General features: G+C 45.5%; 14 protein-coding genes and 1 pseudogene. 13 read left to right on the forward strand and 2 right to left on the reverse strand.

Translation table 11 applies throughout. The features are described from left to right. Positions 1-83: 83 nt before the first annotated feature. From NI469_RS03775 to NI469_RS03790, 4 genes are read left to right on the forward strand one after another with little or no spacing between them, the layout of a single operon-like run. The gene (locus NI469_RS03775; protein WP_253174449.1) at positions 84-1,307 is read left to right on the forward strand and encodes an efflux RND transporter periplasmic adaptor subunit; all 1,224 of its coding nucleotides are present in this window, start codon (positions 84-86) and stop codon (positions 1,305-1,307) included. Continuing rightward, positions 1,304-2,527 carry an ABC transporter permease gene (locus tag NI469_RS03780; protein ID WP_253174450.1) on the forward strand — a complete coding sequence of 408 codons (1,224 nt, stop codon included), beginning with the start codon at positions 1,304-1,306 and terminating at the stop codon, positions 2,525-2,527. Before NI469_RS03775 ends, NI469_RS03780 begins: the two co-directional genes overlap by 4 nt. Further along, positions 2,520-3,236: an ABC transporter ATP-binding protein gene (locus NI469_RS03785; protein ID WP_253174451.1), complete on the forward strand. Its 717-nt coding sequence runs from the start codon at positions 2,520-2,522 to the stop codon at positions 3,234-3,236. The genes NI469_RS03780 and NI469_RS03785 overlap by 8 nt, the downstream gene beginning before the upstream one ends. A gap of 21 nt (positions 3,237-3,257) precedes the next feature. Then, positions 3,258-3,620, forward strand: coding sequence for a YidH family protein (locus NI469_RS03790; protein WP_253174452.1), 363 nt, complete (start codon positions 3,258-3,260; stop codon positions 3,618-3,620). A gap of 35 nt (positions 3,621-3,655) precedes the next feature. On the opposite strand, the gene NI469_RS03795 is transcribed toward NI469_RS03790, so the two are convergent. Continuing rightward, positions 3,656-4,469, reverse strand: a protein-coding gene (locus NI469_RS03795) for an IS5 family transposase (protein ID WP_100222412.1) whose coding sequence is annotated in 2 segments (ribosomal slippage) — positions 3,656-4,081 and positions 4,083-4,469 — 813 coding nt in all. Because the reading frame shifts where the segments join, the coding sequence is not laid out codon by codon here. Between the two features lie 64 nt (positions 4,470-4,533). Here NI469_RS03795 and NI469_RS03800 point away from each other — a divergent pair. Together NI469_RS03800 and NI469_RS03805 are read left to right on the forward strand one after the other, a co-directional pair. Beyond that, positions 4,534-4,938, forward strand: a pseudogene (locus NI469_RS03800) (DUF6691 family protein); the annotation flags it as partial. 5 nt (positions 4,939-4,943) lie between these two features. Beyond that, positions 4,944-5,819, forward strand: coding sequence for an MBL fold metallo-hydrolase (locus NI469_RS03805; RefSeq protein ID WP_253174453.1), 876 nt, complete (start codon positions 4,944-4,946; stop codon positions 5,817-5,819). Positions 5,820-6,044: 225 nt separating this feature from the next. Here the strand turns inward: NI469_RS03805 and NI469_RS03810 are convergent, their stop codons facing one another. Next, a complete protein-coding gene (locus NI469_RS03810; RefSeq protein ID WP_253174454.1) occupies positions 6,045-6,545 on the reverse strand; it encodes a Dps family protein in 501 nt (166 codons plus the stop codon). 750 nt (positions 6,546-7,295) lie between these two features. Here NI469_RS03810 and katE point away from each other — a divergent pair. The 7 genes from katE to NI469_RS03845 all read left to right on the forward strand — a co-directional run bounded on the left by katE (position 7,296) and on the right by NI469_RS03845 (position 14,273). Beyond that, positions 7,296-9,419 (forward strand): catalase HPII, encoded by a 2,124-nt coding sequence (gene katE / locus NI469_RS03815; RefSeq protein WP_253174455.1) that lies wholly within the window; start codon positions 7,296-7,298, stop codon positions 9,417-9,419. A gap of 71 nt (positions 9,420-9,490) precedes the next feature. After that, on the forward strand, positions 9,491-9,700 hold the full coding sequence (locus NI469_RS03820; protein WP_004730408.1) for a hypothetical protein: 210 nt from the start codon (positions 9,491-9,493) through the stop codon (positions 9,698-9,700). Between the two features lie 52 nt (positions 9,701-9,752). Further along, positions 9,753-10,736: a hypothetical protein gene (locus NI469_RS03825; RefSeq protein WP_004279337.1), complete on the forward strand. Its 984-nt coding sequence runs from the start codon at positions 9,753-9,755 to the stop codon at positions 10,734-10,736. Beyond that, positions 10,724-11,509, forward strand: coding sequence for a PIG-L deacetylase family protein (locus tag NI469_RS03830; protein WP_004730407.1), 786 nt, complete (start codon positions 10,724-10,726; stop codon positions 11,507-11,509). The genes NI469_RS03825 and NI469_RS03830 overlap by 13 nt, the downstream gene beginning before the upstream one ends. Beyond that, a complete protein-coding gene (locus NI469_RS03835; protein ID WP_004730404.1) occupies positions 11,499-12,113 on the forward strand; it encodes a class I SAM-dependent DNA methyltransferase in 615 nt (204 codons plus the stop codon). The genes NI469_RS03830 and NI469_RS03835 overlap by 11 nt, the downstream gene beginning before the upstream one ends. Further along, positions 12,110-12,823, forward strand: coding sequence for a glycosyltransferase family 2 protein (locus tag NI469_RS03840; protein WP_253174456.1), 714 nt, complete (start codon positions 12,110-12,112; stop codon positions 12,821-12,823). Before NI469_RS03835 ends, NI469_RS03840 begins: the two co-directional genes overlap by 4 nt. 205 nt (positions 12,824-13,028) lie before the next feature. After that, positions 13,029-14,273: an MFS transporter gene (locus tag NI469_RS03845; protein ID WP_253174457.1), complete on the forward strand. Its 1,245-nt coding sequence runs from the start codon at positions 13,029-13,031 to the stop codon at positions 14,271-14,273. Positions 14,274-14,292 lie beyond the last annotated feature (19 nt).

Raw genomic sequence — 14,292 nt, forward strand, 5'->3', positions numbered from 1 at the left:
GTTGTAAATTAAACCTTAGGAAAAAAACAAATACAGTGTTGACTTTCTTATTTTAAATTAGACGAATCAACCGGAGATTCTCATTGCGCGCTGCCCGCTATAAAATTTTGCTCATTATCGTATTGCTACTGGCAGTAGGGTTTGCTCTATTTCGTTGGTGGCAGGGGCCAGTGGTGCCTAGTTATACGCTGAGTGCCATGCCGCTGGTACAAAATGTTGTTGCGACCGGACGTGTTGCGACAGTTTCACGTGCCCAGGTAGGCAGTGAAATTAGTGGTGTGGTTCTGCAACGTCTGGTGCAGGAAGGCGATCAGGTTAAACTGGGTGATCTGCTGGTGGTATTGAAATCGGATGAATTGCTGGCCCAAGTCAGACAGGCCGAGCTGGCATTGACCGAATTGGCAAGCAGCCGACGGCCACAGGCTGCAGCAGAACTGGCCAGTGCCAAAGCCCAGCTGGAGCAAGCCAGCCGAGAAGCTACACGTCGACGTAATGCAGAAGCCGGTATCCTGTCGAGGGAAGAAGTCGAACAGGCTGTGGAAGCAGAAAGAGTCGCGCGCAATAATTATGAGATAGCTCGGGTAAAAGCATCCGCATTGGCCGCGGGTCAAGTCGAAGAAGCGTCGCTTCGGGAACAGCTTGCAGTGGCACAGGCTCAACTGGCCAAAACCAAGATTCGGGCTGCAGTCGCCGGCACAGTATTGACACGCGATGTCGAGCCGGGTGATCTGGTTCAGCCGGGACAAACTTTATTTACCATTGCGTTAACAGGGAATACAGAAATCCGGGTACCGCTAGATGAGCGGAATTTACCGCAACTGGCCTTGCAGCAAAATGCCACTGTGATTAGCGATGCCTATCCGGATCAGTCTTTCCCGGCCCGGATTAACTTTATTGCGCCAAGTATCGATCCACAGCGAGGTACGGTAGAAGTCAGGTTAACTGTCAATCCCGTACCAGATTTTCTGCGTCAGGACATGACGGTATCGGTGAATGTCGAGACGGCCAAACGAGCCCGGGCACTGGCTATTCCAAATGATGCTTTAAGCAGTATCAAGGGAGATAAAGCCGTGGTGTTAATGGTACGTGATGGAAAAGTACAGCGTCAGCAGATTACTTTAGGCTTGCGTGGCTTGGTCATGTCGGAAGTGAAATCCGGACTGAGTGAGGGTGATCAGGTGCTGGCAGATGCCGAATCTTCATTGGAGGATGGCACCAGAGTTCGCTTAGAACCACAACAGAGTTCATTGCAGAATTCTGCTGATATGGCCAATAGCAAAAATGAATTACCGGTGAACTTCGATTGAAAAAATTATTCGGGCGGCTCTGGATCGAATGGAAAATCGCGGTCAGTTTTTTGCGCGAGGGTCGCGCGCAGTCCATCATGATTACCATCGGGGTTGCCGTGGGCGTAGCGGTGATCGTCTTTATCACCGCTTTGATTCAGGGGCTGCAAGCCAATATTGTCGAACGAACCTTAGGTACACAGGCACATATTCGTCTGTTGTCACCGGATGAAGTCAACCGGATTGTGTCACCTCCCGCCGGGACCGTGCAATTATTGCAGGAAGATAAACGGGCGCAGCGCCTGCGTTCAATCAACAATTGGCAACAGATTACCGAAACACTGGATCAGTTACCTGTACTGACTGCTGTCTCGCCGGTGGTGTCTGGCCCTGCCTTTGTACAACGGGGTGATGCGATTGAATCCGTGGCCTTGGTCGGAATGAATTTGGAGCGTTATCAGCAGATCATTCCATTAAAAGAATATTTAACCAGTGGCCAGTTGCGGGTTGGCGCGGATGAGGTACTGATCGGCAGTCAATTGGCCAAAGACCTCGGTGTTCAGGTCGGTAGCAAGTTGCGGCTAGATACTGGCCAACAAAATAGTGCTTTGGTGAATATTGCTGGTATTTTTGAGCTGGGCGTGCGCGAACTGGATGCGCGTTATGTTTATCTGGATCTTAAGCAGGCGCAGTCCTTACTCGGTCTGCCAGGCGGGGTAACGGTGATTGACCTGACCATTGCCAATATTTTTGAGGCAGACCAGGTTGCCGCACAAGTCGGACGCCTGACCTCATTAAAAGCCGAAAGCTGGATTGAAACCAATGCCCAACTGATGAATGCCATTACCGCACAAAGCCTGTCCACCAATATGATTATTGTATTTGTCGCAATTTCAGTGGCTTTCGGGATTGCCAGCGTCATGTCCGTCAGTGTGGTGCAGCGCACCCGGGAAATTGGTATTTTGCGGGCGACAGGTGCAACCCAATCGCAAATCTTGAGAGTTTTTCTGTTTCAGGGCGCAATCTTTGGCTTGCTCGGTTCGGTGCTGGGCAGCATAGTCAGTTATGGTCTGGTGTGGGTATTTAATAATTTTGGGCCAGGATTATTCTATATTCCAATTTCGATTGAGCTGGTGATTTTGGCGCTATTATTGGCGACATTAACAGGCGTACTGGCTGCAGCGGTGCCATCACGCCGGGCCGCGGCACTCGATCCGGTGGAGGCGATTCGTCATGTCTGAGCAATCTCAGGAAGTTCTGCGTCTGGAAGCGCTACGCAAGTCTTATAATATTGGCCAGCCCAATGAGGTTGAGGTCTTGCATGGTATTGACCTGCGCATTGATCGCAACGACTTTGCCGCCCTCATTGGTCCTTCCGGTTCTGGGAAAAGTACCTTATTGAATATTCTGGGACTGCTAGATAAACCAACGAGCGGCGAGCTGTACTTGTTGGGACAACCTACCAGTGCGATGGATGACACCGGTCGTACGGCGCTGCGCGGCAACAGTATTGGGTTTGTATTTCAGTTTCACCATCTTATTCAGGCCTTTAGTGCACTGGATAATATTCTCATGCCTTTAATGATGGCGCATGGCAAACCCAATCAGCAGGCAATGCAACGCGCACGTGATTTACTCGCTGCAGTGGGGCTGGAAAAATTTGCTGAACGTAAACCGAATGAACTGTCTGGAGGGCAGCAGCAGCGGGTGGCCATTGCCCGGGCCTTGATTACTGAGCCGGCATTATTATTGGCCGATGAACCGACAGGTAATCTGGATACCCAGACCGCGGCTGATATGTTTGAACTGTTTCGTAAAGTGCATCGTGAACGCGACTGCGCCGTACTTTTGGTCACGCATGATCCGCGCTTGTCTGCCACTTGTGACCGTACCATCAATCTGGTCGATGGCCGGATTGAAAGCGATTCGAGCAATTCGCATCAAGATTAATCCAAACTATAAGGAACCAGAATGTCCAACTTACAGGATCCAAGAGTTTTATTTGCCTTAGAAAGAACTGCATTAGCCTGGAATCGTAGTGGGCTGACCTTGATTGCTTTTGGCTTTGTGATTGAAAAATCAAATTTACTGGCGCAACTGGTCGATCCGGAAAAATATCAGAATAAAATTGTTTATAGTCACTGGCTGGGAATTGCAGTCATTCTATTCGGTATGTTGATCAATATCGGTTCTATCCTGCAATATCGGGCTGGCCTCAGATCTTTGACCCCGGCAGAATTTATTTCTGACTATCAGACCCAGCATCCTGTTTTGTTAAATTTATTCACCGTGTTGACCGGAATATTGTTAATTATTTCATTCTGGATCAGTTGAAAGATGAATGCTGAAGAATAGATCTCTTGCGAAAGTTAATTTAAGAGCGTCCAGTTCACCATTCCAGCAATTAAATTCATTCTTAGACCAAATCGTTTCCGTCTATTTCTATAGCGTTCTGTTAATATCCGAAAATATTTAAGTTTGCCGTTGATATGTTCAATTGTGATCCTACGCCGACTGATTTCTTGGTTGATCTGTTTTGCTATTTTGGGTAATGATAAATTCTTAGGTTTCTTGATTGGAATGAGTAACTTACTCTTAATCTGATGAAATCCTTTATAGGCTAAATCTGCCATAATACAAGGATAAATGATCATCTCCTTAAAATACTTACGCGCAATCGTCAGATCATGTTTTCTGCCACTTTCGACCTGTATACTTACAATTTGCTTTAGTCTTGGGTTAAAAATGACCTGTGTTTTTAGCGTATGTTTCTTCTTTTTACCACTATAGAATTTTCTTTGTTTTTTTGGGATGCTCAATCTGTGACTCAGTGACATCAACGATCACATAATCCCCCTCACTAAACTTTTGATTCCTTTTAGGCAATGCGAAAATCCGTGATTGAATCAGAGCATTTTCAACTTTATGAATAGTACGATTCACATTGCTTTCAGCTAGGTTATAGTCAGCGGATAACTCAATTTGAGTTCTATAACAGCGTAAGTAATTTAAAGTTAACAACAATTGATCCTCTAAACACAACGAATGAGGTCTTCCAGATTTTTTCTTGGCAAGTTCAGCGTGTTGTAACACCGATACCATTTTTAAGAATAATGGACGAGGAACTCCAACGAGTCGTTTAAATTCCCCATCATTAAATCGAGTTAAATTTTCATATTTCATGGGGCTAGTATAAACAATTTTTTACTTTCGCAAGAGATCTAATGAATGGACATGTTCAGTCACCATTCCGGACTGGGTTAAATTTGAATGTTACTCGGTAGGCTTGATGATTTCTGGTATGGCCAATCCTGAAAAAGTTCTGGATTTCCTGGATATTTTTGGCGACTGGGATCCGAGTCTGGCCTTTGTGATGTTGGGCGCGATAGTGGTTGCCTTTATTCCATTTCAAAAAGCCAGTCGAAATCTGGCTACGAAAACTGTATTTGATGAACCGATCCAGTTACCGACCAATCAGAAAATTGATTCTAGACTGGTGACGGGCAGTCTTTTATTTGGTGTCGGCTGGGGAATTGCCGGTATTTGTCCGGCATCCAGTCTGACCTTGATCGGTTTAGGTCACTATCAGGCCGTTTATTTTATTCTTGCCATGCTGGCAGGGATTTACTTACATCGTCAATGGGCAGGAGCATCATCATGGGTCAGAGCGCTGTGGTTCAGGATTTTTTTCATGAAGATACCAATATATTTAGTTATATCGTGAGTGATCCGGCCACTGGAAAATGTGCGGTAATTGATAGCGTACTGGATTATGATGCTGCCTCAGCCAGCACCTCGACCACGCATGCGGATCGCATCATCGCCTATGTACGAGAACATGAACTTGAAGTTGAGTGGATTCTTGAAACTCATGTGCATGCTGATCATTTGACCGCAGCGCAATATCTGCATTCACAGTTGGGCGGCAAAATGGCCATGAGCCATCATATCTCTGTGGTTCAAGAGACCTTTGGCGCGATCTATCATCTGGACATCAAGCAGTTTAATCTTGCTCAGCCATTTGATTATCTGTTTGCTGATCATGAAGCATTCAGCATTGGTTCATTGCAGGCCTATAACATTCCGACACCGGGCCACACACCGGCCTGTCTCAGCTATGTGATTGGGGATGCGGTCTTTGTCGGCGATACATTGTTCATGCCGGATTACGGCACAGCGCGCTGTGATTTTCCTAAAGGCAGTGCCGCGACTTTATTTGATTCGGTTCAAAAGCTGTATCAGTTGCCAGACGCCACCCGGGTATTTTTATGTCATGACTATTTACCGGAACATCGCGACTACTTTGTCTGTGAAACTGATATTCAGACCCAGAAGCAGCATAATGTCCATATTCACACTGGCACGGCCAAAGCTGATTTTGTTGAAATGCGCCAGCAGCGGGATGCCAAATTGGGCATGCCCAAACTGATTTTACCGGCGATTCAGATCAATATGCGTGCCGGTCAATTTCCTGAAGCGGAAGAAAATGGAATTTCTTATTTAAAACTGCCCTTAAATTATTTCCATGCCTGAGATTTAAATAAACGCGGCATGAAAAAAGGATGTACGCGATTGCCTACATCCTTAAATTTTGACGGTTGAATGCTAATGATTCTGTCTTTTAGCTTGATCTAATCATTGAGCGCCGGTAAATCATACCTATTGAAAGCATCAGGATGAAACCGAACTTAGTGGCACTACCACAAGTTTGCGCTTCATCCTTGCATGAGCCTGATCTCAAATTTCATCCATCAGGTTTTATTGTTCCAGATTACTTCTCAACATCCAGGCAGTTTTTTCGTGTACTTCCAGTCTTTGCGTGAGAATGTCAGCAGTCGGCTGATCATTGGCTTCTTCAATGATCGAAAAAATACTTCTGGCGGTACGTGCCACAGTTTCATGTGCATCTACCAGTAAACGTATCATTTCTTCGGCTTTAGGCACACCTTCGACCTCTTTAATGGAGGTGAGTTTTACAAACTGTTTATAAGTACCGGGTGCTGCAAAGCCCAAAGCCCGAATACGTTCAGCAATGATGTCCAGCGCATTCCACTGCTCGGTGTATTGGGTCATAAACATGTTGTGCAGGCTGTTGAACTGGGGGCCGGTGACATTCCAGTGAAAATTATGGGTCATCAAATACAGGGTATAACTGTCTGCTAAAAGTCTGGATAAACCTTCGACAATTTTGGCGCGATCATCATGCGAAATCCCGATATCAATTTTCATTGCTTTAGATTCTTTTTTAGAAGAGGCCATGCTCTTACTCCTTCAAACTTAACGCGATACGGTGTATTAAAATAAAGTCGGATGTAGTCGAAGCCCGAGCCAAGAGATGAAATGATCTCTATGACTTTGTATTTGATCTGAACAGGCTGATGGATTTAAGTGGTTATAAGTTATAGATATTAGATCAATATGAGGGCAGGAAGTTTAGTCATTATGTATAAGCAGGGCGCGGGATTGTAACTATTTAAATCTGTCAAATTTTGGCCATCTTCAGCGGTAGCACGTTAATTTCTTATGGTAAATTCTACTTCTAAAAAGTCCTAATCATTTCAAGATCGAAACATCGTGTTGCGTCATAACGTTTATTTATGAGCAAGATCACATATCACTACACTAAATCTTTATTTAGACATATCTCTTTAATATTTTATTTTAAATAAATAACTTAGATAAAAATTTAAATCATCAATAAACCCAAAATTTATAAAAAATAACACAATGCTGCCTTAATTAAACAAGGCACTACAAACAATAATAAATCTCTTTCTTAAATGCAGTTATGTTAGGACACAGGCGAAACCAATAACAATAATCCCAGAAAAGCAAAAATGCTTCGAGTCAGCATATTCAGAAGAAATGTGAGGCTGATACAGGATCGGCTGTAGCAGATTGACTTACGGGAGACGTTGGTTGGTTAAGCCATGCGACATATAAGCTCAAGCGACTTTGAGATAGACCAAAAATATCTGAACTAAACTCAAGCTCAGCAAGGAATACATCATGAAAATTAAGGCCAATAGCCCCGCGACTGGTAAAGACGGTTTAGACAAACAAAATACCAATAAAAAAAGTGAGCAGCTCGACGCATATCGCAGTGATGCGACCGAGCAGGCACTCACCACCAATCAAGGGGTTAAAATTTCCGATAACCAGAACAGTCTCAAGGCAGGCGTTCGCGGGGCGACCTTGATCGAAGATTTTATTCTTCGGGAAAAAATTACCCATTTTGACCATGAGCGAATTCCAGAACGTATTGTGCATGCCCGTGGTGTCGGCGCACATGGCTATTTTGAGGCTTATCCGGGGAATGAAAAACTGACCAAGGCAGGCTTCTTGACTAACACCAGTGTGCAAACGCCAGTATTTGTGCGCTTTTCTACCGTACAGGGCCCGCGTGGTTCAGCAGATACGGTACGTGATATTCGCGGTTTTGCGACCAAGTTTTATACTGATGAAGGTAACTTCGATCTGGTAGCGAATGATGCGCCGGTATTCTTTATTCAGGATGGGATCAAGTTCCCGGATTTCGTACATGCAGTCAAGCCTGAACCTCAGACCGAGATTCCTACCGGTGCATCTGCACATGATACTTTCTGGGACTTTGTTTCCTTAGTCCCTGAATCTGCACATGCGGTGATGTGGGCCATGTCGGATCGGGGTATTCCGCGTAATTTAAGAGCCATTCAAGGCTTTGGTGTGCATACTTTCCGTTTTATCAATGCCGAGAATAAAGCGGTTTTTGTGAAATTCCACTGGACCCCAAAACAGGGTCTAGCCCAACTGGTCTGGGATGAAGCACAAAAACTGGCAGGTAAGGATCCGGATTTCCATCGTCGTGACTTATATGAAGTGATTGCATCCGGTAACTATCCGGAATGGGAACTGGGTGTACAGGTCGTTCCAGAAGAAGATGAGATGAAGTACGACTTCGACTTGCTGGATCCAACCAAAATTATTCCGGAAGAACTGGTGCCAGTGACACCGATTGGCAGAATGGTACTGAACCGTAATGTCGATTATTTCTTCGGTGAAACCGAGCAGGTGGCATTCTGTCCGGGACATATCGTACCGGGACTGGATTTTACCAATGATCCGTTATTGCAGGCACGTCTGTTCTCCTATACCGATACTCAGCTCAGCCGTTTAGGTGGCCCGAACTTCCACCAGATTCCAATCAACAAGCCAGTTTGTCCATTCCACAATAACCAGCGTGACGGTCTACATCAGCGTATTGTGCATACCGGTCAAGCCAGTTATGAGCCGAACTCGATTGACAATAACTGGCCGGCTGAAACTCCGCCCGCAGCACAAGGTGGTGGTTTTGAAAGCTATCAGGAGCGTATTGATGGACACAAGATCCGTCAGCGTAGCGAATCATTCAGTGATCACTTTAGTCAGGCCCGTCTTTTCTACCGCAGCCAGGCACCACATGAGCAAAAGCACATTGTCGATGCCTATGTCTTCGAGCTGAGCAAGGTGGAGCGCAAATATATTCGTGAACGTGAAGTACTTGAAGTGCTCTGCAATATCGATCTGGACTTGGCACAGCAGGTTGCTGACCAATTGGGTATTGAAATTCCGGCAGAGAAAAAGGCAGCAACATTGCCAGATGTGCAGGTTTCACCACGTTTATCTTTTGAGGCATTTAAACCTGAAGATATTAAGGCACGCAAAATTGCGCTATTGGTGCACGACAAGGCCAATGAGGCCAGTATCAAAGCTGTTCAAGCTTGGGCAGAATCAGAAGGGGCTGTGGTCGATGTACTGACCCCAAAACCGGGCCCGGTACTGGGTCAGCAAGGCGAGGTGATTCCTTCCGATGGTATGCAAAAAGCAGAACCATCCATTGCCTATGATGCTGTGGTGATTGCTGACGGTGACAATTACGATGTGGTGATGAAAGATGGTGTGGCGACTCATTATCTGCTGGAAGCTTACAAGCATTTAAAACCAATCGTGTTCCTGGGCGATAAAGGCAAGCTGATTGAGGATCTGCGCTTGGTTAGCGATGAAGGAACTCTGGCAAACGGACAGTTTGAAGCAGTACAAGATAGCTTCAAGACTTTGATCCTGAACCATCGTGTCTGGGCGCGTGAAGCGATTGCGGAAGCAATTCCTGCCTAAACGATCCAATTTATGTTTTAGAGGATAGAGGCTCCGGCTTCTATCCTCATGGTTTTAAAATGGATGAAGAGATGGTGAGACCGGACGTCAAAAAGTTGTTAGCGCAAGCACAGCAAGCCAAATGGAGCAGAGAGCAGGATATTTATCTGATTGAACATAATCATTTGCCTTTAGCTGAACTGATGCAGCAACTTTGTTTCAATGAAGAAGAGATTAATGCACGCCGTAAGGTATTAGGGCTGACCACACGTTTAAAACAAATGCGCAAGCTTTCTCATTAACTGACTTTACAAACACAACAACATTATCCGTATTTTATGAGGAACCGCATGCATGAACCTCGGTTCAATATTACAAAGATTTGAAACTTCTCCTCTGGAGCTACAAGAAAAAATTCACCACACTTTAATGGAGCTGGTAGAGATTTCCGCTCAGGTGCCTTATCCCGCTTCCGGAGCGACCTTAAAACGCTGGCAGATGCTTAGTCAGGTTTCGGCAAGCAATCTGAGCCTGGGCAAACTGTATGAATCGCATTTAGATGCTTTAGCTATTCTGCATGAACTGAATATTCCGGTAGAACAAAAAGGCTTATGGGCAGTATGGGCGGCAGAAGGCGGTCCCAAACCTTTAACATTGCAAGCAGGAAAGCTAAGCGGAATTAAGCCCTGGTGTTCTGCATCGGTCTGGGTGCAACACGGTCTGCTGACTTACCGTGATGAGCAGCAACAATCCCAATTACTGATTCTAGATTTGTCACAAGAAGGCATTCAGCATCATCAGGATGCCTGGCAGGCAGTGGGCATGCAGCATACCTTGACTGCCCGGCTTGAACTGGATCAGGTTAAGGCGGAAAAAGTCGCAGCTCCAAATGCCTATCTGGATCGGCCCGGATTCTGGCATGGCGCCGCAGGTGTGGCCGCGTGCTGGTATGGCGCAACCGTGCGTTTGGCTGAATATTTAAGACAGGCAGTATTGTTAAAACCGCATGCCTATAAGGCCATGTATCTCGGTGAAATTAGTCGGGAGCTTTTAGCGACACAGTCCTTATTTTATCAAGTTGCTGCATTGATTGATCAGCAACCGCAACACGCACATGAGTTAAAGATTCGTAGCCTACGTGCTCAGGTGGAAGCGACTGCCTTAAATGTACTAACTCATGTAGGTAAGGCACTTGGTGCTGGGCCGTATTGTGAGCATCCGCATTTCGCTCGGCTTGCAGCAGATCTTCCGGTATTTATTCGTCAAAGTCATGCTGCATTTGACTTGGAGCGGATTGGCGAGCTGACTGCACAGGAGGAACAATTATGGACGTTATAAGACATGAGATTGTAGGGGATCGTGTCATCCATGGTGAAGGCACAAGACTTGAAGAATGGCGTTCCTGTCAGATCCTGCAACAGATGCCGGAATTTGATATTCCTAAGATTATTCCTCTAGATGCCAGAGTCTGCATCATTGCCCCTCATCCTGATGATGAAATTTTGGGCTGTGGAGGCCTGATTCAGCGTCTGGACAAACTTGGCTATCAGATCATACTTTTTGCCGTTACCAATGGGACAGCCAGTCATCCCGGCTCTAGTCTATATACTCCCGAAGAGTTGAACCAGATTCGTCCTGCTGAAACGCGAGCAGCTTTAGAAGCGTTACCTTTAAAACAGAATATCTTGCGGATCGCTTTAGATATTCAAGATGGCAAGGTGGCCGAACAGCGGGATGTGTTGCAACAGCATCTGCAATCTTATCTGCAACCGAATGATGTGTTAATTAGCACATTTGTTCATGATGGACATCCAGATCATGAAATCACGGGGCAGGTCACACAGCAGCTGGCCACTGAACTTCATTTGCCCTGTATTCAGGTCTTGATTTGGGCATGGCATTGGGCAACACCTGGAGATACCAGAATTCCCTGGACCGTCGCTCATCAACTCAAATTAACTGAGGAAGAATTACAATATAAGTCTCGAGCTGCGCGGTGTTTTAAGAGCCAGATCGAGCTTGATCCGACGATAGATCAATCACCGATTCTGTCAGAGCAGGCATTACAACGTATTTTACAGCCCTGGGAGGTGTATCTGTATGAACAGTAAAGCAGCCTATGATCAGGAATATTTCGATGCCTTATATGCACTGAATCAGGGAGATCCCTGGCAATATGAACAGCGTTGGTATGAACAGCGCAAACGGCAGATTTGTCTGGCGATCTTGCCGCACTTGCAGTTTGACTCCGCGATTGAGATTGGTTGCAGTAATGGCATCTTTAGTCAGGAACTGGCGCGGCGGACAAATAGCTTAATGTGTCTGGATGCCAATAATACTGCGATCCATTTGGCGCAGCAGCGTTTACAAGCTTATCCGCATGTACAGGTGTTACAGCGGATCGTGCCAGATGATTTGCCCGAACAGAAATTTCAGCTCATTGTCGTCAGTGAGATTTTATATTATTTGAACCCGATTGCTCTGCAACAGGTGCTGACATGGCTGCATACTGCACTGGAACCGGGCGGATGTATCTTGAGTTGTCATTGGCGCGCGCCAATCTCGGGATTTAGCCTAAATGGTGAAGATGTCCATCAGTATCTCAAAGCGCATTTAAACTATGAACATTGTTTAAGCTTGCAGGACTCCGATTTTTTGGTAGATCTCTGGCTGAATTCAGCGCAATCTGTGGCAGAGCAGGAGGGTTTGAGATGAAGAAAATCGGTGTGGTGATTCCGGCCTGTAATGAAGAAGCCTATATTGAACGCTGCCTATTAGCGTTAAAATCAGCACAAACTTATTTTTTTCAATACTTTAAAACAATAAAAAATCTTCCTGAAATCCAGATTCTCGTGGTCTTGGACCATTGTACTGATAGTACCGCTGCTAAAGTTCAGCAAATGAACATTCCAGCTATCAGTTGCAACTTCCGAAATGTCGGTAAGGCACGCCATTTGGGGATTCAGCAGATGATCGAGCAAGGTTGTGATTGGATTTGCTGCACCGATGCGGATTCTTTTGTACAGTGCGACTGGTTTCAGGTCATGTTACAGCATCAACCCACCGATGCGATTTGTGGTGTAGTCGAGCTGGATCAATGGGATCATTTAAGCCGGAAAACCCGTCAGGCTTATCTCCGACATTATCAGGACAGCATGGGACATCGGCATGTTCATGGCGCAAACCTGTGTTTTAAAGCTTCGGCTTATATACAGGTCAATGGGTTTCAGCAACTGGACTGTCATGAAGATGTCGATTTCATCCGTCGTTTAGAAAAAGCTGACGCGCAGATTGTCTGGTCGAATCAGCTGAGAGTCACTACCAGCAGTCGTCTTAGCTCAAAAATTGCTGCAGGTTTTGCCCATTTTCTGCAAAAACTTGAGCTTAAGCAGGCCGCGAAAAAACCGATCAGCCTGTGCAAATAAAAGCATAAAACTATAAATTTTATACAATCAGATACTTGTAAAAAATCTTAAAATTCGTGTCTAAAAACTATTCCATTTAAATTTATTCTGTTTATAATTCACGCAAATTCAGCCCCGCAAACTTATACATTCTAGCTATAAGTCTGTGGGGTTTTTCTATGGATGAACGGTAATGGATGCCTGAGCCTTCTTTTTTGGTAATACAATGTTCAATCAAACACTGCTTTCTCGAATTCAGTCTCCATCACCATATCTATGGCAGAAAATAGCGACTGCGTTATGCTTCTTTAGCTTGGGCTTTAGTACTGCGGCTTGGGCACCCTTAATTCCATATGCACAGCAGCGCCTGTTATTAAATCATGCTGATTTTGGCCTGTTATTGCTGTGTGCCGGAATCGGTTCAATGCTGGCGATGCCGCTGGCCGGTCGACTGGCCAATGCCTTGGGTTGCCGTGCTGTTTTGGCCGTAATTCTCAGTGCATTTTTATTTATTTTGCCTGCTCTGGCTTATAGTCCGAATCATTTAATGATGGCAATCAGCCTGTTTTTCTTTGGTGCCAGTGCCGGTGCTTTGGGCGTGACTGTCAATATTCAGGCTGCACAGATTGAGAAAAAACTCGGTAAAAGTTTAATGTCGGGTTTTCATGGGGTGTGTAGTTTAGGTGGTCTGGCAGGCGTACTGGGCATGACCATGTTAATGGGTTTTGGCTTGGCGCCTTTAACTGGTGCGGTGATTGTCAGTGTGATTTTGCTGCTTATTGCCTTATTTGCTGTTCCTTTAAGTTTGGGTGCTGAGCCAAAAACAGCGGTAGAAGACACATCATCAGAACAGCCAGTGAAAAAAGCAGCACCGACCTGGGCGATTTTAGGCATTGGTCTGATCTGTTTTGTGGCTTTTCTGTCAGAAGGTGCAGCTATGGACTGGAGTGGTATTTATCTTGCTACTGAGTTCAGCCTGCCTGCGGCGCAAACCGGTTTGGCTTATAGTTTCTTTGCTGGTTTGATGGTATTGGGACGTTTTAGCGGTCACTTGATTATTCAGCAGTTTGGTGAAAAAAATACGATTCTGTTAAGCGCACTCTTGGCTGCAACCGGTTTATTAACCGTAGTATTTGCCCCAGTCTGGCAAGTGGTGTTGGTCGGCTATGCGATTTTAGGTTTAGGTAGCGCCAATATTGTACCGTTAATGTTTTCCCGTGCAGGACGCCAAAAAACTTTGGCTTCACATGTGGCATTGTCTTATGTATCGGTATTTGCTTATACAGGTTCGTTGATTGGGCCAGCATTGGTCGGCTTCGGCAGTGAAATCATCGGATTGAGTCTAGTATTTAGCGTCATTGCGATTGGTCTATTGAGTATTGTGATTTTAAATCATCTCACTGCAGACCCAAGCGAAGTACAACAAAGCGAAGAGATTGTGGCTCCTCTTCAAAACGAAACACCAGCTTAATGCTGGTGTTTTTTTTACT

Source organism: Acinetobacter lwoffii (assembly GCF_024129735.1).
Lineage (GTDB): Bacteria > Pseudomonadota > Gammaproteobacteria > Pseudomonadales > Moraxellaceae > Acinetobacter > Acinetobacter lwoffii_H.